Source organism: Nostoc sp., from assembly GCF_036917815.1.
Taxonomy (GTDB): Bacteria; Cyanobacteriota; Cyanobacteriia; order Cyanobacteriales; family Nostocaceae; genus Nostoc.
This window is the reverse complement of record NZ_JBALEK010000100.1, coordinates 179,605-202,061: the sequence shown is the minus strand read 5'-3', so window position 1 is coordinate 202,061 and position 22,457 is coordinate 179,605. Positions and strand designations below refer to the sequence as shown.

Below are 22,457 nucleotides of genomic sequence, written 5' to 3'. Positions count from 1 at the left end.
AGAAATATCAAATGAAAGAACTACTCTTAAAATTCACAACATCTCCAATCGGTTTCATTAAAACAGTTTTATATAAACTAACTATGGGGCCAGTAATCTATGGTAAGGGAGATGACTATGATGCTGGTCGATATTGGCGCGATCGCCTGTCTAAATATGGTAAATCTATCAGAGGAGTTGGCGATCAAAGCTTGTCTGAAAAAGACAATCAAGAGGCTTATGCCCAAGCAGCAAAAATTTTTCTCGATTACTGCTTCAAGCAAAATATTGATTTCAATAATGCCAAAGTTCTAGAAATTGGTTGCGGCACTGGTTATTACACTCAAATGCTATTTGACTTAGGTGTAAAGAACTACTTGGGAGTAGACATTACTGATGTATTGTTTCCCGAACTTCAGCAAAAATTTGCAAATTTTCAATTTCAAAAAAAAGACATTACCACGGATGATATCTCAGGTAAATTTGATTTAATAGTCATGATTGATGTTATCCAACACATCGTCACAGATGCGAAGTTTAAATCAGCTATGAATCAAATAAAATCAAGCTTGTCCGATGATGGAGTTTTTATTTTAGCTCCCTTATTAAAGACAAAAAAACGTGTGATGTTTTATCTTAGTGATTGGACTATTGATAATCTTAAATCTTGTTTTAAAGACAACAAGATTGGTGAATCGATCCCATTTAGAACTGGTTATCTTCTTTCAATAAAAAAGTAATTATTTATGCTTGAAATTTGCGTGATATTCAATCAGTGGTAGTTCTAAATTTTCCAGTTAAGAATTTTTTAATTCTGACTTATTCTTCCATATTTTAAAAATGTGAGCTAGAGATATGTGGGATTTAATAAATCATTTGAATCGCCAGCTGTTGACAGAATAAATTGTACATCGTCAATTTGGAAATAATTCTCTATGAAGAAGTTATGCTCCTGGTCTAGCTGGTTTAATCGAGAAAAGATTACCCTTTTTATCGGGTCACTAGTTTTACTTTTAGGAGCAATCTTTCCTTGGTATTGCTTACCTCAAGAAACTCTAGAAGCATTCGGTACAAATTTATTTTGGACAAATGCTGTCAGAGTGCCATTAGCGTTGTGTGCGATCGCTGGTTTTACTTACACATTTTTATTTCATATTCGACAAGCTCCACGCTTAGTTTTTTGGGGTGCATTAATCCCAATATTACTTTTTCCCTATTTCATTACAACTTGGTCGCCTGCTGTGTCTTTTATTGCGGCAGACTATTACAACCGGGGAAAAGAAGTATCCTCTCACATAGATAAAAATTTCTCAGAAGTTCAGGCACAGTGGAAGCAGAATATAGTTTTGGATAATTCAGATCCTCCAGCTTCTACTTTTGGCATAAAAATTGAGGATAGCCGATTTTTTCAACTGCCATCATGGGATAAAGTTATCCTTGAAGGATTTGGCTACAAAAATAGTTTTTTTGCTGGTATTGGTCAAGGTTGGAGCTTCAGCCTAATTGGAGTGATAATTTGCTTAATGGGCTTTTATCTAGCTTGGGAACAGCAGGGAATCAATTCTTTAATTAAAGACATGAAAATATTAGTGCCTGTGAGCTTACTATTATTTTCTGTTATTTTAGGCTCTCATATTTATTTTAATATTGTTAATTATCAATTAAATGTGCAGTTTGCCAAAGGTGAATATTATCAAGTAGTAAATACTAGCCAAGCTTTAATAAGATTGTATCCACCTTTCCAGGGAGACGAAGAATTTTTAGAGCGGCTTGCAAGGGCAGAGTTATATACAGATACAGCCGACCCAGGATTAGTTAATTTCATTCAGGGTCTAGAAAATTATAAAGATAGTAATTTTTTAGAAGCAGAGAACTATTTTGAAAAATCTTTACATAGTCAACCTAACCGCTTTTTGGTAAGAGGGTATTTTGTGGCAGCAATTCTAAATCGAGGTATTAATTATTTTAACGAACTTAATACTAGAAATGCGGCAACAGCCGCAGATATTTTTGAAAAAACATTCAACATATTTCCGGGTAATGTTGAAGCTTTATATGACCTGATGTTAGCCAGGGTTGTTAATGGAGAATTTCAGAAATCGGCTGAAGTTGCTAAACAAATCATAGATGGGCAAAAGTACTTTCAAGAACCAGGGATTGGTTTAATGGGACAAGCCTATGTCCATCTAACTTGGGCTGAATATAACAACGGCGATATTAACAAGACCTGGGAAAGATATCGTCAATCAGTTGACACCAAGGCTTGGGATAAATCAGGAGTATAGAAAAAATAATGGAACGGTCACAACGTTGGTTCCCATTGGGGCTGATATTAGCTTTAGGATTATTACTGGGAAGTTTGATGTTTTCTATTTGGGAGAGAATACCTACTTCTGTAGAGCGTGTGGATTGGTCACAACAAGCCCAATGGATTGCCCCTCAAACACCTACTTACCGTTTTTATGCCCGTCACACTTTTAATTTACCAGATAGTGCAACAGTAAGTTGGCTAAGAATCAGCGCTGATAATGACTTTACTCTGTATGTAAATAACAGGCGTATAGCAAGAGAAAATAGTGTTCTCAACAATTCTCTTGGTCTAGGTGCAAGGCTGAAAATACCTTTTCAAGATATTAATGATAGTAATCGCTACAATACTAAAACATCAGTCAATTATTTACTGGCTAGTTCCAATGACTGGAAATTAACAGCTTATGTAGACTTAACTCGTTATTTGCGCCCAGGTAAAAATGTTATTGCGTTAGAAATTCAAAAAGGAAAAACTAATCCTCGTGTAGTTGTTGAGGGGGCTGTTTATCCTACAGATGATGCTATACCTATTAGTTTGTCAACAGGAGAAACTACTTGGCGAGTTTCAAATTTGTCAGAAACTCGTCAATCTCTCCAATGGTTTGACCGAGATTTCTCAGATGAAAATTGGCCAGAAGCTAAGGTATTAGGTTCGGTTGGAGAAGCAACTTACAGTCGCTTAAGTAAAAATTTGTTTGACCGCTCTCTACAGGGAAATTTGATTGCAGGAAATCAAAGTTCTCAAGGACAAGTATGGCTCAGAGTTGGATGGCAAATACCAACAGATCGGATTTTTCGTGCCTATATTCGATTTACTGGACAAGGTGCATATTCTCTGTTGCTAAACGGCAATCTTATTAACAATTATAGAATTGAGAACGGCAATCAGTTGCATCTTTTAGAAGTCACAAAGTTTATCCGATCCGGAAAAAATACATTAGCTGTGAGTTTAGTTAGCCCATTAAATACAGCATTGACAGGAACTAACTCCATTAATCCTAATAGTATTATTGACTTCTTTTTAGATGGGTGGGCAGAAACAGAAACAGGCGAAATTGTTGGAGAAATTGGCACTGATCAGACTTGGACAGCCTTAAATCAACCTGTACCTGGATGGACAGAAGGTGCAGGTGAAGAGAAACCTGTAAGTCTTTTAGGTTTACCTAAACCGGAAAGCTTCCAGCGCAGTTTTGAAGGTAATGCCTATCTTCTCAATTACCCTAATTACTTATGGCATCAGAGTCTCTGGTTAATAGGAGGAGTTGCCTTTGCGGTAATTTATGCTTCACTTTTGGGTTTATGGCTGGGATATGGAAATCGGTGGTGGGAAAACTTGGTTGCCGGATCTGCAATACTCTCACCAAGCACTTTGTTTTTAGTCGCTATTGGTTTATTCAAACACCGCTTTGCAGAAGCAGAAGTTGGATTACTATTTGCCCAATCAAACAGTAACTACGTAATATTGTTTGGGTTTACAGCCATAATTGTATTGACATTAGTTTTCATTCGTGTCAAGAGAAAGATTAGTAAATTACCTCTATCTTTTATTTGGTTCTCGCTGGGTTTAGTAGCTTGTGTTAGTTTCAGCTTGGCATGGGGTGGAAATGTCTTTCTTGTGTTTAGTTTAGCTGTTGTAGCAGCGATTATTGCCTACATTTTTGTTTGGATGCAGAGACGAGGACAATCACCAATCTCAGTATTACAAAATAAATTTAATCTTTTACAGCAGAAATGGACTATTTGGGGTGAGTGGATATTTCTCATCTTAATTGTCAGTATAGGATTTGGGTTAAGGGTTTATAATCTTGGTTTTATAGACTTAGATCCTGATGAAAATACTTCCCTAGATGCTGCTAGAGGTATCTTACGCACGGGCGCACCCATAGCTACTTCTGGTATTTGGTACACTCGTGGCCCTTTTTATCACTACTTGCTGGCTCTTTGGTTACGACTAGTGGGAGATTCTATAGTTAATGCTCGCTTGTTATCCGCACTTTGGGGTACAGCTACTCTAATTTTAGTCTATATATTTGCTCGTCAGCTTACTGGAAAGGTTTGGATTGCTCTACTAGTAACAGCAATTTTAGCTATCAACCCTTGGGAACTTTGGTATTCACGCAATATCCGGTTTTACCAGGTTCTACAATGCTTAACTATTCTATCTTTGTGGTCTTTTTTTAAGGGTTTTATTGAACAATCTGGAAAGCTTTATCAATATATTTTCTTTACTGCTCTTACTTTAACTTTAATAACTCAAGAAATTAGCTTAACTCTACTGCCAGTATTTTTAATTGGTTTCCTTTGTTTTTATCGTCCGTTTAGTTTATCGCAAGACTGGCACATTATCTTAGGCTGTGTAGTTACTTTAGCTATTTTTATTTATGATATTGGCTTTGCTGCTATCCGCCTTTTAACTCCTTTGGCTGCATTATCTGATAGTACGGGTGATTATCTAAGGTTACACTTTTCTGATGTCACAGTGCTAATTTCTAATATGTTTATTGGTTCTGATAGGATGCAAATAATTTATAGTGGCTTCTTCTGTATAGGAATGCTTTACTTCTTTAAAAAATGTCACCCTATATTATCTTTCTTTTTTGTCTGCGTTATGTCTCAAATATTTATTGTAACGCTTCTTAGTTATCAACTAGAAGAACGCTACGTTTACGGTGTTTATCCACTATTTATTTTGCTAGCTATTTACAGCATGATCTGTTTAACGGAAACCATTGGTAATAAACTACAGGTGATGATAAATGAACTTATGCCTTTAAAAAAGGCTACGTTAATATCTAGTTTGATAATAATAATTATTAACCTACAGCCAACTAAAGTGTTAGCGGGTTATTCCGAAGCAATTAATAGAAGTAATACCCAGATATTTGAGTATATACACCGATATAAAACTCCAGAAGATATAATTATTTCACCTACACCTCCATTTGCTGCAATTAATTTAGGAGGTTTAGATTACTTTTTAATGGGAACAGACTATTTAGATGCAATTTACTGGCGCAACGGAAAATTAATTGATAGATGGGGAGGTGGAGTAGTAGTCAGTAATATAGATCAAATAAATCAGATATTAGCAAAATCTCAACGTGTATGGATTCATGTAGATGATATAAGAATAAGCAGATTTGAACCCAATACTTGGGAGTATATCGAAACATTAGGTAAACCAGTTATAGATAGGTTTGGAACTCGTTTACGACTTTGGCAACCAGAAGATGGATTACCTAAACTTATACCTAACCAAGGCAAAGATTTAGGAGCTTATTAATCAAATTATATATCTGTATTTAATAACTAATTTATACAGATATAGAACTACGATTTTATTTTTGAACACATCCTGAGACTGAAAAGCGAGTTTTATCAGGGTTTTATCTGAAATTTTGTTCAGAAATCAGACAGGAGTCCTATATATATCAAGTTTAAAAAACATGAAGTTTAAACCAATCACATTTATTAAAACAACTGTAAGTATTAGTCTACTTGCTTTTGTATTTACTCGCATAAATTTTAGTCAAGTATGGACTCAATTTCAACACCTATCTTTACCCTTCATTATCCTAGCTTTAGTCTATTACACTGGTTGTCAAGTGTTGAGTTGCTGGCGCTGGCAGGTTGTTCTTAATTCAAGCGGTCATACTGTACCAATGAGTAGCTTGCTGACCAGTTATTTTGCTGGAATGTTTCTTAATATTTTTCTGCCAGGTGCTCTTGGTGGAGATGTATATCGTGTTTATAGAATTACTCAAGTAACCAAAGATTCAGAAGTCGCAATAGTATCTGTATTTTTAGAAAGATTTACCGGACTGGCAGCTTTATCTGCTTTAGCTTTAATTGGGCTACCTCCCGCTTTTAGATTAATCGGACGCTGGGATATTATTTTGTTATTTCTAACCTGTGTAGCTGCTTTAGTAGCAGCAGTTTTACTTATATCAAGCCCCAAACTATTAATGTTAGCTGAACCTTGGTTAGAAAAGTTTCACCTCGGCAAAGTAACTACTCGCTTTGCTAAGATTCAAATTCTGTTACGAAAATTTGCCCAGCATCGTACAGCCTTAGCTTTATCAATGGGGCTATCAATGTTACTTCAGTTAGCTATAGTTTATTACCACTATATAGTGGCGCAACAGTTGAAAATTTCTATTTCTTATTTACAGCTTTTAGTATTTATTCCGATCATCGTAGTAGTTACCTTATTGCCCATATCTTTAGGAGGCCTGGGTCTAAAAGAGGGTTTATGGATTTACCTGTTTAATCGTATTGGTTTAACTACAGAACAGGCTCTGCTGTTATCCTTAACAATTACAGGTTTAAGCTGGCTATTGAGTTTGCCAGGAGCTTTAATTTTGCTTTTGGATTCAACAGGATTTCAATTAGCAAGGCAAGGAAAAATGGAATGATACAGCAGGATAAAAACTTTCAGCTAACGAAGGATAGATAAAACGATGAAAAGGCAATATCTAGCAGCTTGGGTACTTTTATTATTGCTGCCAATGACTAACATCACTATGGTTTTTGCTAAACAATATACCAGTCATTTCAATAAGCAGTTTGAAGTAGCTTTAAGAACAGAGCAAAGTAATCTATCTCAGTCTCAATTATCCCAAAAAACAGATTTTGAGCATGAATCAACTGATTTAATCGCCAATGTTCTCTACCGAAATTTGTCAGGTTTGCATAAATCAATGATGTCCAATGGTGCTAACGGTATAAATGTGCGTTGGCTACATCATCAGGCAGGAGGTTGGTATATCGAAGACCAGCGACCTGGGGAAGAATTAATTATTGGTGGGCTGATAAAGAATGATCCACAAGCCGTTGAAGCAGGATTTAAGATGTTTGACTGGGGGTTTGCCCAGCAAGTTGATGACGGCAGTTTCTCCATGACGGGCGATCGCTTCCATAGTACCTCTTTCTTTGTAGAAGGAGTTGCCCATGCACTTCTAGTCATACAACAATCTCCACACTCAAAACAGTATGCCTTTCAAGTAGCCAAATATAAACCTTTGGTACATCGCGCCGCCCGTTGGATGATTTCGTCGAAAGTCTGGGAACAAGGAATCAGAGGCAACAGACCTTACACCCATCGTCGTTACTTAGTTGCAACAGCTTTAGGATTGACAGGTAAACTAACTGGCGATGAAGAACTGATTAAATACGCCCGTAAGTCTATTGAAGATGGTTTATCTTTGCAACGTCCAGATGGTGTTAACCCAGAAAAAAATGGCCATGACAGTAGTTATCAGATGGTAGGTGTGATTTATGCCCAGCGATGGGTGATGTACTTTCCGCAAGATACCATAACGCCTAAAGTTGTAGCGATGATCAATAAATCGCTGCTATGGGAGCAGACAAGAATCTTGCCTTCTGGAGAAATTAGCACTGAGGGTAATACCCGCACTGCTGGAGAGGAAAAGGGACGCTCTGGCAAGGTAAAAGGTATAGATAGAAAGACAGCCTTACGTGGTTTTGCTTATTGGGCATCTGTGACAGGTAATCAAAAGTGGGAAGAAAGCGCCCGTCAGTTAGCAAAGTTTTACTATAAAATGCCGTAAATTGTTTACTACAGACAATACCTTCGCCAATTTACGAGGGTGAGTTGATGGTGCTTGAACTATTAAGTCCCTTTTCTCTGAGGTTTGGCAAAAACAATAAGTCCTAAAAATTCCTTTCAGGTTTACCACAAGGTTTTTTTAACGTATTGACCGCAGTATAAGGGTTTGAGATGACAAACTACCTTTGAAGCGAAACGCTTATGTATAGGTAATTTTGCCAGTTTTACCAAAATTTTGGTAGGCTCTTATTTTGGCAAAGGTATTGATAAAATTGATGGATTGTATATTGAGATGATATGGGAGATAGAGGTTTTGAGTCTTTAGACTTCTATCAAGAGAGCCTCAAACTGCTAAAAGCGGCTTATCGATTGGCAGATTTGAAGTTCTGAGCTAGATAAACGAGTCCCCAATCCCCAATCCTCAAATCACAACCAATTGCCAATCAATACATAGGCAGACCAAAAGCTTGGTGCATGATAGTTAGGATGTTTCAGCAATTGTAGCTGGGCACGGTGGACTGCTTGGGCTTTGGTGATTTTGCCCCTCTTGAGTTCTCGATAGAAGGCACTCACAAACATCGCTGTCGATTCATCATCTATTTGCCACAGGGAAGCTATGGTACTACGTGCCCCAGCTCGTACTGCGGCTCCTGCTAGACCTAGTGCTGCACGGTTGTCTCCGGCTGCTGTTTGGCAAGCACTTAAAACTAATAGTTCTACTACGGTTTTACCCTGACTGCGAAAGAGAGTATCAAAATCTTTGACATTGATCTGACCATCGAAATCTAAAATAAAAGTGTCTTCAAGGCGGGAACTAAACTGTCCGTGGGTTGCTAAATGCACTATGTTGAATGAAGCAGCAGCAATTTCACTTTCTAAATTCTTTTTCTTAAAATCCCCATCTAGTAGACGAGTTGTGGATACTCCAGCTTTGGTAATGCCGTCGAATTCAGATTTGATCCCAAGCAATGGCCCATAGTTGGCAAATCTTGGCGGGGGCTGAGTTAATCCTGCGGTTAGCGCTCTTAACTGCTGTTGCACCAGTGGTTTTGGGTTGAGGAGTTGCAGCCCTACGCTGAGAGCGATCGCATATTTTTCTACCAAGTATTGCTTACCATCATAGAGAGCTGCCATTGGTAAATTACGTAACGCGCCATCCAGAACGAAAACTAGGGTGTCAACGCCACTTGTTTGCAATTGTGACTCAATGGGTTTGAGCAGCCAGTTGTAAACTTCTTGGGATTGAGTTTGGACAATCTTGGTAGCGGTGGGATTGACAAGATTTCTTCGCAGTTCTACTAAGAGTTTTTCTACTTCTGCTTGGGAAATCTCAGTCTTGTAGCTTCGCAGAGGTTGTTTGGGAATTTTGACAATTACCTGGAGTTCGTCAGGAAGAATAATCGGATAAAGGATGGCAGCCTGGGAATTATCTTGGTCTACCATTTGATCGAGGGCTACTTTCTTACCTTGCAAACAAGCTTCCTGGAAAAAGTCGTCCAATTCTGCTAGTTGGAGTGCTTCAATCCGTTCGCGGGCTTTCTCCAATATTTTTTCATCTGGTTTTCCTTGTTGGGATTGCAGCAGTAATTCTACTGACTGGCGGTAGACGGGTTCTACGCTGTCCCGAAAGTTGAATTGCACATCCTGGTTGACTACATCTTTATTCACTACTAAATCTCTGCGAAGAGATTTGAGAGTGTTTACAGCAGCATCATAGGCCGCGATCGCACCATTAATATCTTTTTTTGCTTTGAGCAATCTACCTAACTGCCATTCCAAGGTATAGGTAATTTCTGGTGCATTGCTGCTCTGTGCCAAGGCTAATCCTTGTCGGGTCAGGTCTTGCGCCTCTGACCACTGTCTGGTTTCTTCGTACAAGCCGCCTAGACTCTTCAGAGCATAAGCCTCTGCCCGCTTGTCCCCTAAACTGCGCGATTGCTGGATGGCACTAGCGAGTAATACTGCTGAGTCTTTGGTGCTGAATCCTGAGTAATAATTCTGACTAGATGCTTGCAAATTACCACTCTTGACTTTTGGTAAACTTTGTGATAAGTTGACTTGAGCGTAGATACTAGCACGGCTAAGAGGGAGTTGGTCGAGTAGGGACTTAATCAACGGCAAGAGAGTTTGAACCTTTGCCCATTGTTGGTCTTCAATGAGTAGTCCCAGTTGATTCAGTTGGGCTTGGACTTTTGTCAGGGGTGAGGGAGAGACCGCGACTGTTTGTTGATAATAGGCGATCGCCTGTGGCTTTTGGTGTTGTTTCCGGGCATTATTTCCCAGGCTGAACAGACTAGCCCCAATATCCGCGTTTGATTGCAGATTTCGAGCAATCATTAGACTTTCTTCTAGGGCTTGACGTGACTTTTCCAAATCGCCCAATACCAAAAGGGCATCACCGAGCGATCGCAAACTCACTGTCTTTTCTCTGGAATCTGCTTGAGATTTTAAGGTCTGACTAACTTCTTCGAGTATTTTGACAGACCGGGGGTAAAATCCTTGAGTTTGCCACGCCTGGGCTTGATTGATTAGCGATCGCACCACGCCACTTTGATTATCTGTTTGCTTGTAAATTTTTTCTGTCTGTTGCCAAGTTGCTAAAGCCGCCTCAGCTTGTCCCATTGACAGTTGCAGACGACCTTGAATGTCTAGTGATTGGGCAAATATTTGCAGATTTTGCTTTTCATTCTCTCCTTTGAGCAAATTTAAGCTTTCTGTAATTGCTTGCTGCGCCTGACTCCATGCACCGAGTTGCTGGTAAGCTAGGGAAAGATTACTTAGTGTCGCTGCCAGTCTGCGGCTATCCCCTTGCTGCTTATATTCCTTCACAGCCTGTTGTAATACTTCTACAGCTTTGGCAAAGTTTCCCGCACTGTATAAAACTTTGCCCTGTTCTAGTAGTGAGGCAGGGTCAACCGCCACCGCTAGGGATGTAAAACTGTTTATTGGCAGTTGAGATAAGAAATTGATTGAGCCAGAAACTTTTGCCAGCACAGGTGAACCGAGAATGCATAGCAAAGCGATCAGGAAGTACAAAAGCAAACGTAAAAGGTGAACCAATGCGGTGAATATGTGCGTTGGGCAGGTGCCAAAAATCCTAGTTGTTTTAGCCTTGACACTCAAAAGTTGTTTCGGGCGTAGACTTTCCCTCAGTCCGGGGGTAGGTTTTTAAATCTTGTACTGATGAGGTTATTTTATCATGACCTAAGCGGCGATCGCCTTTTGCCGCTTTCAGTTCCGCAAACAACATAAGTGAACCAGCAATTGTTAGTAGTGTTGGGCGGGGGACATAGCTCTGTCTTTTTAAAGCAGGGAATGGTTACAATAATCCCTCCAACTGTGCGAATTTACGCAAACGCGGTAGACATTGGCGCTGATAAAAACTGCTTAATGTCGGAATTGACAGCCCAAATTCCTCAGATAATTCTTTCCAGCTAACTTCTGGGGGTAAGCGTTTGAGAATTAACACCTGACAATTCACATCTGGATGCCCTTTAATGTAAGTACCGCGCAGTTCTCCATCAGAATCAGTCTGCACCCATATCTCCAAATCTTCTAGAATTGGAGGTACTTGGGGGCTAGCCGGGAGATTCTCTACAGGGTCAATGGTTTCACTTGTTCTACCCGATGTAGACTGACGAATTCTCAGAGAGACTGTTGTGGCTTGTTCTCGGTTATGGTTAATGTAAAAGTCTTGTAGTCTCCGTTTTAGGTAAGCATTCAGCCAGGTAATGACACTGCCATAAGTAGAGTCATAGACTTTACCTGTCAAACCTTCACAAACATTACGACAGAAATACAACCAAGTTTGTTGTAGTGCATCTTGATAGTAGGGAGTATTTTCCCTCCAAAGTCTACTTGCTGTCAAGCGAATAATTTGCGTGAGCAGCTTCTGACGCTGAGGGCTTCCAGGTTTGTGTCCACAGGCTTCTTTAACTAAGCAGCGTAGCTGTTCATCGAATTGAACCATGACAATCTTGGCGAAGAAAGCAAGAATATCTTAGTATTGCGTATAACAACGCCCGAAAAAATTACCTTTCATCAAGATCGTCAAGGCAAACTGACGATCAGCTTTATCTAAACTTTAAGTATATGTAGAGTTTTCAACGAAGACAGCCACCTGACTGCTATGGCAAGCTAGAGCTTAAGTAGAGCGGCGTGAATAATTCAAGGTTTGTAGTGTACCCCTTCGGGGATCTTGCTACGCAAAACGTCTCGTAGAGAGGACTAAAGTCCTCATTTGAGGGCTGGAGCCGCTCACTACGAACTCATCTCAAGATTTTTTACATTACTTAATCTACTTTGATTTATTCTCGCCTACTTACTTAAGTATGTTTTATTAAAAGCCTATCTTTGATGAAGAAAATTATCGGTTATTGTCTGTTAGGTCTAATGTTGGCTTCCAGTACAGGTTTAGAGCAAGTCTCTGCTCAAGGAACCGTAGAAAATGAGCGTCAAGTAGATCAAGGTCAGCATGAGCGTCAGTTTGGGCAACGTCAGGATGAGCGTCGGTTTGAGCAACGTCAGCGTGAACGCCAAGTAAACCAACGTCAGGATGGGCGTCGTTTTGGGCAACGTCAGCGTGAACGCCGAGTAAACCAACGTCACGATGAGCGTCGGTTTGGGCAACGTCAGCGTGAACGCCAAATAAACCAGCGTCACAATGAGCTTCAATCAGGCCAAGGTCAACGTGAACGCCCAGTAGAGCAACATCAATAATTGGGAATTAGAAAAAGCAAGAGTCACAGTAATTGAAGATGTCATCTCACTAGTAGTCCACCACACTAACAATGATTGGGTGAATAAGTTCGTAGTAAGGACTTTAGTCCTTGATTTGAGCGGTGAAGCGCTCACTACAAACCAAGCATTGTTGACTTGGCGGACTACTAGTTAAAGGGAGAAAACTTCTTGGTTTTCTCCCTTTTGCCTTAGCTCGACTTGATCCAAAATTAAGAACTTGCTTCTCCTTATATAGCAGTTCTCGTTTACGTGAGGTACACCCGTAGGGGCACGGCAGTGCCGTGCCCCTACACTTAGATAATGTTGTACCGCATCTGAATGGGAACCGCTATAGAGCAAAAACCCTAGCTTTTTGGCAAAACCTTTTTCCATGTGACTGATTCACGGTGAAATCGAAAAAGTCAAACTATTGTCCCACAAAGGTTTCATCGGCAGCTTGAGTGTTGCCAAAAAATGGATAAAGTCGAGCTAAGGTTTATTCTCTGTAGCCACTCCCCTCAATATAATCCCAGCCAGGACATGAAATTTTCCCACCAAGAATATCTTAAATTCCCGACACTCAGCTTCATTTTGTTGCGAATGTCTTGGATTTTCCAATTGGTTAGTTTAGCTAGAGTTTGCGCCTCTTGTTCAAAACGCTTAGGCAAAGACCGCTTATATTCTCTACCCGCCTGACATTTAAGTTCCCCTTGGAACGGATGTTGCAAAACATACCGCCCTTGGAAAGATTCACTGTTAGCAGTTTGTTGAAATATCAAGTCTTCAGGGAATTTATCACGGGTGTAGCGGACATGCAACCGAGAGATGAAAACGCTATTTCTAGGAAAGGAACGACGAAAGCTTGGGGATACAGGCACATTATTTCCAGAATTATCATCTAGCCAAAATACGCCTGCTTCCTTGAGTTCTTCTGGGGTTAGAGGATCGGCAGAACAGGGATCGCAACTACTCATGTCCCAAGCGTATTCTAAAAAACCAACTTTCCGATCTTCTTTGGTGTAGCTGGTTTGAAACATGGATTTGTAGAATTCCCCAAATTCATCTTTGACAAATAAGGGAACGTTTGCGTCGGAGGGAATTTTCACCGTCCGATAGTTAGTGATTTCTGCCTGTCCTTGGGGTGAAAGAATGTAGACAATGAGATCCTGCTCTGTCGTGGCATTGATCATGCCCAAACGAATTGGCAGCATGAATTTAGGTGACTGGTAGGAAATTTGTAGCGGACGGAGGAACTGATAGCCAGATTGCTCGAATTTATCTAAGTTAACTTTGGCAACAAAAAACTTCATTGAGGAGCGAATATAAGGTTGAAGTAACTGTTTCGCACCTCTGGGAATTTTGTAGCCACTGCGTTTGAGCCAAGTTTCCAATCCGCCAGATTCTTTCGCACTGAGGATTACAATGTCGTATTCGCCCACATTGAAACGTGCTTCGACTGTTACCCCCAAACTGCGATCGCTCCTTGCACTCCCCGCCTCACTTCTCGCGGCGGCTGGCGCTGGTACTGCACCCACCCAATCGGTATTACCTATTGGGGCACACGGATCTGAGTCAAAATATTCTACCAATCGCGGCGCACTAAAAGCATCTAGGCGTTCAATAATCTTTGGTTCAGTTACGTGAACTTGCTCTTTTTGTAATACCGTTGGCACAGGTATTACTATTGCAAAATCTTTGACTTCGCCTTGAAAGTCATTTGCCATCGTTAGGACGGTGCGTTCGCCATCCCGTGCGATCGCCACCTGAGAAGCTTTGTTATACAGTTTGGTATCAGCTTTAGCTACATAGAATCCACAAAATGCCCAAGCTGCTGGTGCAAAGCACAAAACAGCTACAATTGCTAACAATAATGGCGTTAAAAGTCGAAAAAATTTCATTTTATACCTCTGTATTTTTGCTGAGTTTGGAGTTAGGAGTTTGGAGTTAGCAGTACTACCCCATCTTCCTCATCTCCCTCACTCCAACCAAACCTCGGCGCTAACCAGAAAACATCTAGTAGGATGCTCAATGGTGCAAGGGCAAACAGCGCCCAGAATACTGCTGTGGAAATAAAGAAATAATTTCGCAGGATAAAGGTTAATCCGGCGATGGAGGTTGCCCAAACTACACGCCCAATTCGGGAATTGGGAATCGATCGCGGATCTGTAATCATAAATAGGGCGAACAGCAGCAAAGATCCGCTCATCAATCGGTGCCAGTAAACATCCCAAGTCCAACCCAGCCAGAGGTTACGAATGGCTTCTAGCAAGGAGTAGGAACCCAAAAAAGCTGCTGTGGTGTCCCAACGCCCAACGCGCTGCAAAATCATGCCGCCAGTACCGAGAAATAATAGCCCATACCACCACTCTTCACCCCATTGTCCCGGCGAAACCCAAGCATCGGGGGTGAAAATCAAGGCAGAGATGATGCCAAAATTGGCGGGATTGAAGAAATGCTTATCGCCGACTTGAAAAATAAATTTGCTAGCGATTGCCATTGCTGCGGCTATTGCCATTGTCGTCCAGTGATCAGCCCGCAACAATAAACTGAGTCCCAAAGAGGTAATTAAAGCACTACGAAGATTTGGGCTTTGTCCTTTCTTATTTACCAATGACCAATGACAAATGACTAATGAAAAGATCCATTGAGTTGCTAGACTTGTGGCGATCGCTACCCCAATTAACTCTGGTCGCAGAGTCCAATCTCGTGTACCGATTCCCAAGACTAGGAATAAGCCCAGAAATAGAATTTGATAATCTCGTATATCTTTGAGCAACATTACCCTTTTATTCAGGGATTCCCCGTAGATTTCTCATTAATCTAGACGAGTATTAGCTCAAATAGTATTGCTGTTACAGATTTTGTTACAAAGCGTCCGTTATCTTCTCGATATCCTCCCCTCCCTCTCTCCTCCTCTGTGTTCTCTGCGCCTCTGCGGTTCGTTTCCTTCCGAAATCCCCACCACAGGCGCAGCCCTCAAAGCAGATAAATTAGATAGCTTAATCTGCGCCTATGTTGCTGCTTATTGGTGGTATTGGGGAGAACAACGTAATTTAGTATTAGGCGATGTCTACGACGGGCGTAGCTGCGGCACCACTGGCTACATTGTCATCCCTCAGAGAATATTAGCCTAAAATTGTAATAGACATAGGAGTGAAAAAGAATGTAGAGACGTAGCAGTACTACGTCTCTACAAGGGTTATGGGTAACGCATATTTAATTTCACCAGATGTCTAATTTCCCTCAGTGCTTGATTTTCCTACTCAAAACATGAAGTTTTCAGAGTGAAATTTGAAGAATTCGGGTAACAGCACACGCAAAAGCTATGCCTACGGCGGCAAGTTACGCAATCAAATTTCTGATTTAATCTGGTTCTTGGCCAAATAGTGTTCATCAAGAGCGCGTCTTAGCATCATTTTAATCACAGCTTGACGGCTAATATTGAGTTCGGTTGCCATTTCGTCGAGTTCGTTGAGCATCGGACTAGGAATTTCAAGATTTGTTATTATATCCTGTCCTCTTCGTGAGGTCATTTTACGAGGTGTTCCGACTCTAGTTGTGGTGGAGTCAAAATAACGATCAACAACTTCCTCTCCTGCCTCAATTTTCTCCTCAAGTTTTTTAATAGAAATATTGTTCATAGATTTCTCTCTCCCGTCTCGTACTTTTCCAATAAGTAATTAACCAAATATATTCCCCTTCATCATCATAACGAACTTCGTAAATGACCGACAAAAGGGTGTTTCCCAGATATCCAATAGCAATAAATTGTTCTGGATCATCTCGTTTTATTCGTTCTACATAGTCGCCTGCCAAAATAGTAGCAACTTCTTCCAAGGAATATCCCCTATTTTGCTTAAGAAGCTGACTTTTGTGATTATCCCAGTCAAATCGCATTTCCCTTATAATTCCTCATCATTCTAGCAATAGTTATTTTGGGGCATGACTGCATCGCAAAATAAAAGGCGTTGCTAAACTTAAATCAGCAACGCCTAGTCTTGAGTATTCAAAAATTACTTAGCCCTCTTATTCTGCCCAAGCAATCAACCTTGGTTCATAAGGATTAGCCAGATTTTTATTTTTCGGTAATACACGCAAAGACAATCCTTGCAAACCAGAAGCGGTATAGGTGATATTACCCGTGTAAATACTCAATTGCTGTGCATCCTCGCCTTGGTAATTCATCACCACTGGTATAGCGTTGACAATCTCACCATTGGCATCGATCGCACCTTGATATAACTCCACCTGTACATCATTATTCGTCAAAGTTGCTAAGTCAAGCTTGGCTTTGACAGCAACGGTTTGGTTAACCTCAATGTCGTCTGAAGCTGCTGATACATCAATATCTTTGATTTTGATGTTGAACCAGTGTTCGCCCAGTTTTTCTTTCCAAGCAGCTAGTTCTTTAGCCGGAGCATAGTTATCAACAGTCAGGGTATGATAGCGATCGCTAGCCGGGAAATAAGCTCGTCCGGCATATTCTCTTACCATCCGTGCTGTATTAAAGAACGGACAATTTAACCGAATTGCATCCTTCATTTTGGCAACCCACGGACGGGGTAAGCCATCAGGATCTCGATGTTCATAAAATAGCGGTACAACTTCCTTCTCTAACAACTCATAAAGAGCGTTTGCTTCTACTTCATCTTGGTAGTTAGGATCGTCGTAATTCTCTCCATGTCCAATCGCCCAGCCCGTGCGGACGTAATCAGCTTCATCCCACCAGCCATCTAGTACACTTAAATTCGGCAATCCATTCATTGCGGCTTTCATGCCACTGGTACCAGAGGCTTCCCGTGGACGACGCGGTGTGTTTAACCAAATATCGCAACCTGAAACCATCAACCGGGCAATATGAATGTCGTAATTGGGAACAAACACTACCTGTTTTTCTAAGTGTTGTTCGCGGATAAAGTGATTGATGTCGCGGATGAGTTCTTTACCGGGAATATCCTTGGGATGTGCCTTACCAGCAATCACAAATTGCACTTTCCGGTCTTTGTTAGCTAGTAAAAGCCGTTTAATGCGATCTAAATCACGCATCCAGAGGGTAGCGCGTTTGTAGGTGGCAAAGCGACGGGCAAAGCCAATGGTGAAAGCGTAAGGATCTAAAACTTCTTGGGCTTGGAAAATTTCGGAGGCGGAAGCACCGCGATCGCGCAGATGCTTAACCAAATGCTCTCGCACATACAAAACCATATCTAAGCGGCAGCGTTCGTGATTGCGCCACAACTCCTCATCTGGTATGGCTTCCATCCGCTCCCACAATGGGCTATCTAGTGGTGCTGATGACCAGTTGGGTCCCAGGTAGCGATCGTACAATTCTTGAGTCGATTTCGCCACACAACTCCGAGCGTGGACACCGTTAGTAATTGCAGCGATCGGCACTTCCTCTACTGGTACTTTCTTCCACAAGCCCTGGAACATTTGCCGCGACACTACACCATGCAGTTGGGCGACACCGTTAGAAAATGTCGCCATCTTCAGTGCCAGCACCGCCATACTGAAAGGCCCAGATAAATCGCCTATATTCTCGCGCCCCAGTCCGAGAAATTGCTCTTTGGGCAACCCAAATATCTCTGCATAGTACCCTAGGTAGTGCAAAATTTTATCGGGAGCAAACAAGTCAATTCCGGCTGGTACTGGCGTGTGGGTGGTAAAAATATTACTGGAAGCCACCACCTGTTTAGCTTGGGCATAATTCAGTCCTTCTTCCTGAATCAGCAAACGGATGCGTTCTAGGGCAGAGAAGGCGGCGTGACCTTCATTCATGTGGTAGGCGGTGACTTTCAGCCCCAAGGCTTTGAGCATTTGCACACCACCGATCCCCAGCATAATTTCCTGGTGGATACGCATATCAATGTCGCCACCATACAGCTGATCTGTAATGTCGTGGTCGTAAACATTGTTAGGTTCAATGTTGGTGTCCAGCAGATATAGAGGCACCGTTCCTACTTGTACGCGCCAAACTCTGGCATACACCTTGCGCCCTGGATAATCTACCGCAATTCGCAGTTCTGAACTATCGGGATTGCGCTCTAGATGCAAGGGCATATTGTGGAAATCGTTGAGCAGATAGCGTTCTTGCTGCCAGCCATCGGCATTGAGATACTGGGCAAAGTAGCCTTGCTGATACAGTAAACCTACGCCTACAAGCGGTAGCCCCAGGTCACTGGCAGATTTGAGGTGATCCCCCGCCAGAACGCCCAAGCCCCCAGAATAGACCGGCAAACAATCTACAAGTCCAAATTCCGCCGAAAAATAGGCGAAGCATTCCTTTGGTTTCTCCTCCCGTTGTTTCTGATACCAGGTGCGCTCTTGCAAATAATCTTCTAACTGACGGTCAGATCGATCCATTTGCGCTAGGAACCCTTCATCTTCCACAACTTCCAGAAGCCGTGATTGAGAGATAGTACCCAGCATTAACACCGGATTATGATGGCTAGACTCCCATAGGTCGGAGTCTAAGCGACGAAATAAATCTTTAGTATCAACGTTCCAATCCCAGTGCAAGTTATATGCTAGCCGCCGTAGTGGTTCCAGTCGCGGCGGTAGTGAAGGAGATACGTTAAATGTGCGAATTGGCTGCATAGGTTGGCAAAACTCCAAGTTTAGCTATGGTTATTGTTTACTCTCTTTACCAATGTTGCCAATTCTTCACACTGTACTTTGTGAAAAAGCGATGACTTCGTTAAACATTGAGAATTCTTTTTAACCTCGTTGCTAAAGTTTACACCAAGGTGTTTCTAATTCTATGCCTCACACTCAGCCATATACTTGGTATTTTAAGATTTAATCATTTACTGGCATATATCACTTAAAAAAATTTAGTTTTGAACAAATAATTTATATTTATTTTACTATTGCTTTCGGGGATCAATTCTCAGGTCTTGGCTAAGGGTGAAAATTCCTCATAGCTGTATCCAGGAAGGTTAAAAATTTAACTATTTTTTAATAAATTTGCGCTGGGAAAAAAGCCGTGTGAGATTAAGCTTAGTTTAAGGTGATGCGTTACTTAATATATCGTTGGCTTGGTAAAAACAGTACCAAGTAGTTAAGCAGGAAAGGCGATGCCTGGGTTGGGCTATGCCTACGCTAACTACTTGGTATTAAATGTTGACATTAAAGCAGAAAAATAACGTAGTAACGTGTTATTTTATGCACCTAGTGAAGGCTGATCTTTAGTACTTTTTGTCATTGTCAGAGCTACGGCTGCTGCATAAGCAATTTCCGCCGCCATTTGATAAGCAAGTTTGATACTCGATGAAGCGTCCTTGGCTTTAGGAGTGAGGGAAGCTTTTTTTCGGCGGGACTCTTGTTTGACACCACCGGCTCCAATAGCTCGCTGTAAAATGATCCAGGCATCTAGGTCTTCTGAGTCATAATTACTTTGAAGTTGCGATCGCAGTTTATCTTCCGCTACAACACTTAGATAGCCAGTAGTTAGAGCTTCTTGCACAATTTCTTTAATTAAAGCCATAATTTGAACCAAGTGTGTGAGTTAAAAACCGATACCTCAATTTGGGCAATTTGATCTTGTTTTGTAGGCTTACCCTGAAAATTAAGCTACGTCTTAGCTTTCCTTCAATAAAATTTATAATGAGTAGTGCCAAGCACGCATCACCCGCTTGGCTCACCCGAATGGGTGATTTACAAATTTTTAGATACAATTCATAGCGAAGAAAAACATCTTAGCTTTTTCAAGAATAGGGTGTCATCAGTATAGTAGATATCATTCTGAGTTTAATGCCCAATCATAAAATTACTTGGACAAGCAACGGTAGAAATATATACAAAAATGCTAATTAACCGCTTACAGCATTTTTTATTCCTCGTAACCAAGGGATTTTATCTAAGTGGATAAAATTATTTTATAGTAACGTAGGCTTTGCCCAACCTAGGCATCGCTCCAGTAAAAAAGTTAACTGATTTCCACAATTCTCATCAACAAACAACCCGAAAATCAACTTATTTATTGAGAGTGTTCCACTAAAAATAAAATGTGTTATCGTTAAAAGCAATTGTTATTAGAAACCATTCACCTAATTACAAACGTGAATTGGTTAGCCTGTAAATCATCCGTGTGCAACATGATTCGAGCAGCATACCCTAAAAATTCGTTGCCAGAAAGTCGTCATAGCAGTCGGGGAAGCGCTTACTTGTTTGCACCGATGGTTAACTTCAATGTGATGGCTGATGTGGGAGATAATCCACCCTAATTGGATTTTATTTGGGCAAAAATACCCAGAGGAATCCAACAATAATTACATTGTCATGCTAGGCATAAAATTTATCTAAATCTTTGAAATAGTCTAGTTAAATGTATTTTTTGTTGCAAAATAGCTTGGGAAACTGAGTTGTTTTAAAAGACTAAAACCGCCTGAGAGGAAGTAGCCTCAAGGCAAACAACTCTATCCCCAGTTGCATAACAAGCTTTGCAAATTTGCCGGATAATCAAAACAGTAAATTGTCTCATCAGACAATTTCATATAGCGATGTCTGACGACAAGCCGCTCCGCGTCTATGCTCGTTTGTATCCAATACATTCTGATCTCTATCTTGAAAAGCTTTGAGTAGATGAAACTTGCAATCAAACTTTTAGCTCTCCAAACCTCTCTCCTATAAAGGAAAAAGAGAGAGGCTTTAAATTTTAATGGAAGGGCTTGGGGGTTAGGTATCTAGCGCTATAGTCTGAGCTTTTATCCGGCAATGCACTGAAATTGTTTTGTTAATTGCTCTGGTAAAAAAGAAGCCAAACTTGGGTTTTTCAACTGTTGAAAAACCATCTAAAATATTGGGAAATTTAGGTAATACTGCCAAGTTACCTCCTGTGCCAATAAATAGTAACGCGGTTGGTATTTGCAGAAGATTAGGATACAGCCAAAACAACTTTTAACACTGTCAACAACAATTGATTGAAGAGATATGTAACCATGCATCACAAGGAATATTTCTCAAAATTGCAGCGTGTGCAAGAACTTTTAGTAACTACGGTGTTAGGAGATATCCCAACACTTCTTCTAGGGACAAAGTTGCGTAATTTGGGATATCGGAGTATTTTTGCCCAGATAGGCAGTCAAGTGTATATTCAGAATGGTGTTGAATTTAACGGTACTTCTTGTATTGAGATCGGCAGTGGAGTCTATATTTTTAAAGGTGTGCGGATGGATGCTAGAGGACACAAAAATAATAGGATTCATGTAGGAAATAGAGTCGCTATTGAGCGTAACGTTGATATAGGGTCTTTGGAAGATACGTATATACATATTGATGAAGACACATTTATTGCTCCCAACGTGTGTATTGAGGGGCCAGGAGACATTAAAATTGGTAAACACTGCTTGATTGCTGCCCACTCAGGGATATATGCCAATAATCATAATTTTGCCGAGCCGATGGAGCTGATCAAATACCAAGGTGTTACTCGGAAAGGAATTGCGATCGAGGATGATTGTTGGCTAGGGCATGGAGTAACGGTATTAGATGGCGTTACCATCGGCAAAGGCAGCGTTATTGGTGCGGGAGCAGTTGTCAATAGAGATATTCCTCCTTTCTCCGTTGCTGTAGGCATACCTGCACGAGTAATCAAAAACCGAATTGGCAAAGACTTAAGCATTACTTCAAGCTGAGAAATTGGGCATTGGGCACTTGTACTGAGCGCAGTCGTTGGCGCAGCCTCTCGTAGAGAAGCATGGGGCATGGGGCATTATTAACTATTTTGGGAAACCTTTGCCGTAGGTTAACGTCACAAGAGTAAACAATCTCTGAGTTATTTATTAAGGGCATCTAAAAGTCAGACAACTGACATTTTGCACCATTCTCAATAACCGTAGGATAGTTACTGCCAGTCCCCAGTCCCTAATCCTCAGTCCCCAGT

General features: G+C 41.0%; 17 protein-coding genes and 1 pseudogene. 9 read left to right on the top strand and 9 right to left on the bottom strand.

All coding sequences use genetic code 11. The features are described 5' to 3' along the window. The first annotated feature begins 11 nt into the window (after positions 1–11). The 5 genes from V7K97_RS30720 (at position 12) to V7K97_RS30700 (ending at position 7,859) form a co-directional block, all read left to right on the top strand. On the top strand, positions 12–719 hold the full coding sequence (locus V7K97_RS30720; RefSeq protein WP_334804745.1) for a class I SAM-dependent methyltransferase: 708 nt from the start codon (positions 12–14) through the stop codon (positions 717–719). 195 nt (positions 720–914) lie between these two features. After that, positions 915–2,264 carry a tetratricopeptide repeat protein gene (locus V7K97_RS30715; protein ID WP_334804744.1) on the top strand — a complete coding sequence of 450 codons (1,350 nt, stop codon included), beginning with the start codon at positions 915–917 and terminating at the stop codon, positions 2,262–2,264. A gap of 8 nt (positions 2,265–2,272) precedes the next feature. Further along, entirely contained in the window at positions 2,273–5,572 is a 3,300-nt protein-coding gene (locus V7K97_RS30710) for a glycosyltransferase family 39 protein (RefSeq protein WP_334804743.1), read from the top strand. Between the two features lie 163 nt (positions 5,573–5,735). Continuing rightward, positions 5,736–6,704 (top strand): lysylphosphatidylglycerol synthase transmembrane domain-containing protein, encoded by a 969-nt coding sequence (locus tag V7K97_RS30705; protein ID WP_334804742.1) that lies wholly within the window; start codon positions 5,736–5,738, stop codon positions 6,702–6,704. A gap of 45 nt (positions 6,705–6,749) precedes the next feature. Beyond that, positions 6,750–7,859 (top strand): hypothetical protein, encoded by a 1,110-nt coding sequence (locus tag V7K97_RS30700; protein ID WP_334804741.1) that lies wholly within the window; start codon positions 6,750–6,752, stop codon positions 7,857–7,859. Between the two features lie 425 nt (positions 7,860–8,284). Here the strand turns inward: V7K97_RS30700 and V7K97_RS30695 are convergent, their stop codons facing one another. The 3 genes from V7K97_RS30695 to V7K97_RS30685 form a co-directional block, all read right to left on the bottom strand. After that, positions 8,285–10,918, bottom strand: coding sequence for a CHAT domain-containing protein (locus tag V7K97_RS30695; protein WP_334804740.1), 2,634 nt, complete (start codon positions 10,916–10,918; stop codon positions 8,285–8,287). A gap of 46 nt (positions 10,919–10,964) precedes the next feature. After that, positions 10,965–11,108, bottom strand: a complete 144-nt coding sequence (locus tag V7K97_RS30690; protein ID WP_334804739.1) for a hypothetical protein — start codon at positions 11,106–11,108, stop codon at positions 10,965–10,967. 69 nt (positions 11,109–11,177) lie between these two features. Continuing rightward, positions 11,178–11,828 carry a sigma-70 family RNA polymerase sigma factor gene (locus tag V7K97_RS30685; RefSeq protein ID WP_334804738.1) on the bottom strand — a complete coding sequence of 217 codons (651 nt, stop codon included), beginning with the start codon at positions 11,826–11,828 and terminating at the stop codon, positions 11,178–11,180. A 386-nt stretch (positions 11,829–12,214) separates the two neighbouring features. Here V7K97_RS30685 and V7K97_RS30680 point away from each other — a divergent pair, with 386 nt between their 5' ends. Beyond that, positions 12,215–12,577, top strand: coding sequence for a hypothetical protein (locus V7K97_RS30680; protein ID WP_334804737.1), 363 nt, complete (start codon positions 12,215–12,217; stop codon positions 12,575–12,577). Positions 12,578–13,095: 518 nt separating this feature from the next. Here V7K97_RS30680 and V7K97_RS30675 read toward each other — a convergent pair. Together V7K97_RS30675 and V7K97_RS30670 are read right to left on the bottom strand one after the other, a co-directional pair. Then, positions 13,096–14,475: a DUF2330 domain-containing protein gene (locus V7K97_RS30675; protein WP_334804736.1), complete on the bottom strand. Its 1,380-nt coding sequence runs from the start codon at positions 14,473–14,475 to the stop codon at positions 13,096–13,098. Between the two features lie 32 nt (positions 14,476–14,507). Next, complete coding sequence (locus V7K97_RS30670; protein WP_334804735.1) at positions 14,508–15,356, bottom strand: RnfABCDGE type electron transport complex subunit D; 849 nt, start codon at positions 15,354–15,356, stop codon at positions 14,508–14,510. Between the two features lie 82 nt (positions 15,357–15,438). On the opposite strand from V7K97_RS30670, the pseudogene V7K97_RS30665 reads away from it, so the two are divergent. Next, positions 15,439–15,711, top strand: a pseudogene (locus V7K97_RS30665) (DUF429 domain-containing protein); the annotation flags it as partial. 216 nt (positions 15,712–15,927) lie between these two features. On the opposite strand, the gene V7K97_RS30660 reads toward V7K97_RS30665, so the two are convergent. From V7K97_RS30660 to V7K97_RS30645, 4 genes are all read right to left on the bottom strand, one after another. Then, positions 15,928–16,218, bottom strand: a complete 291-nt coding sequence (locus tag V7K97_RS30660) for a ribbon-helix-helix protein, CopG family (RefSeq protein ID WP_334804734.1) — start codon at positions 16,216–16,218, stop codon at positions 15,928–15,930. After that, positions 16,199–16,474 carry a BrnT family toxin gene (locus V7K97_RS30655; RefSeq protein WP_334804733.1) on the bottom strand — a complete coding sequence of 92 codons (276 nt, stop codon included), beginning with the start codon at positions 16,472–16,474 and terminating at the stop codon, positions 16,199–16,201. Before V7K97_RS30655 ends, V7K97_RS30660 begins: the two co-directional genes overlap by 20 nt. Before the next feature lie 129 nt (positions 16,475–16,603). Beyond that, positions 16,604–19,171 carry an alpha-glucan family phosphorylase gene (glgP, locus tag V7K97_RS30650; RefSeq protein WP_334804732.1) on the bottom strand — a complete coding sequence of 856 codons (2,568 nt, stop codon included), beginning with the start codon at positions 19,169–19,171 and terminating at the stop codon, positions 16,604–16,606. Positions 19,172–19,736: 565 nt separating this feature from the next. After that, entirely contained in the window at positions 19,737–20,060 is a 324-nt protein-coding gene (locus V7K97_RS30645) for a hypothetical protein (RefSeq protein WP_334804731.1), read from the bottom strand. Positions 20,061–20,670: 610 nt separating this feature from the next. Between V7K97_RS30645 and V7K97_RS30640 the strand changes: the two genes are divergently transcribed. Together V7K97_RS30640 and V7K97_RS30635 are read left to right on the top strand one after the other, a co-directional pair. After that, positions 20,671–20,799, top strand: coding sequence for a hypothetical protein (locus V7K97_RS30640; protein WP_334804730.1), 129 nt, complete (start codon positions 20,671–20,673; stop codon positions 20,797–20,799). Positions 20,800–21,513: 714 nt separating this feature from the next. Next, positions 21,514–22,209 (top strand): acyltransferase, encoded by a 696-nt coding sequence (locus V7K97_RS30635; RefSeq protein WP_334804729.1) that lies wholly within the window; start codon positions 21,514–21,516, stop codon positions 22,207–22,209. Positions 22,210–22,457: the final 248 nt, after the last annotated feature.

Excerpts from the sequence above, each read along its gene's own strand:
- V7K97_RS30720 (WP_334804745.1), top strand. The coding sequence starts at position 12 with ATGAAAGAACTACTCTTAAAATTCACAACATCTCCAATCGGTTTCATT.
- V7K97_RS30715 (WP_334804744.1), top strand. The coding sequence starts at position 915 with ATGAAGAAGTTATGCTCCTGGTCTAGCTGGTTTAATCGAGAAAAGATT.
- V7K97_RS30710 (WP_334804743.1), top strand. The coding sequence starts at position 2,273 with ATGGAACGGTCACAACGTTGGTTCCCATTGGGGCTGATATTAGCTTTA.
- V7K97_RS30705 (WP_334804742.1), top strand. The coding sequence starts at position 5,736 with ATGAAGTTTAAACCAATCACATTTATTAAAACAACTGTAAGTATTAGT.
- V7K97_RS30700 (WP_334804741.1), top strand. The coding sequence starts at position 6,750 with ATGAAAAGGCAATATCTAGCAGCTTGGGTACTTTTATTATTGCTGCCA.
- V7K97_RS30690 (WP_334804739.1), bottom strand. The coding sequence starts at position 11,108 with ATGTTGTTTGCGGAACTGAAAGCGGCAAAAGGCGATCGCCGCTTAGGT.
- V7K97_RS30685 (WP_334804738.1), bottom strand. The coding sequence starts at position 11,828 with ATGGTTCAATTCGATGAACAGCTACGCTGCTTAGTTAAAGAAGCCTGT.
- V7K97_RS30680 (WP_334804737.1), top strand. The coding sequence starts at position 12,215 with ATGAAGAAAATTATCGGTTATTGTCTGTTAGGTCTAATGTTGGCTTCC.
- V7K97_RS30675 (WP_334804736.1), bottom strand. The coding sequence starts at position 14,475 with ATGAAATTTTTTCGACTTTTAACGCCATTATTGTTAGCAATTGTAGCT.
- V7K97_RS30670 (WP_334804735.1), bottom strand. The coding sequence starts at position 15,356 with ATGTTGCTCAAAGATATACGAGATTATCAAATTCTATTTCTGGGCTTA.
- V7K97_RS30660 (WP_334804734.1), bottom strand. The coding sequence starts at position 16,218 with ATGAACAATATTTCTATTAAAAAACTTGAGGAGAAAATTGAGGCAGGA.
- V7K97_RS30655 (WP_334804733.1), bottom strand. The coding sequence starts at position 16,474 with ATGCGATTTGACTGGGATAATCACAAAAGTCAGCTTCTTAAGCAAAAT.
- glgP (WP_334804732.1), bottom strand. The coding sequence starts at position 19,171 with ATGCAGCCAATTCGCACATTTAACGTATCTCCTTCACTACCGCCGCGA.
- V7K97_RS30645 (WP_334804731.1), bottom strand. The coding sequence starts at position 20,060 with ATGGCTTTAATTAAAGAAATTGTGCAAGAAGCTCTAACTACTGGCTAT.
- V7K97_RS30640 (WP_334804730.1), top strand. The coding sequence starts at position 20,671 with ATGATTCGAGCAGCATACCCTAAAAATTCGTTGCCAGAAAGTCGTCAT.
- V7K97_RS30635 (WP_334804729.1), top strand. The coding sequence starts at position 21,514 with ATGCATCACAAGGAATATTTCTCAAAATTGCAGCGTGTGCAAGAACTT.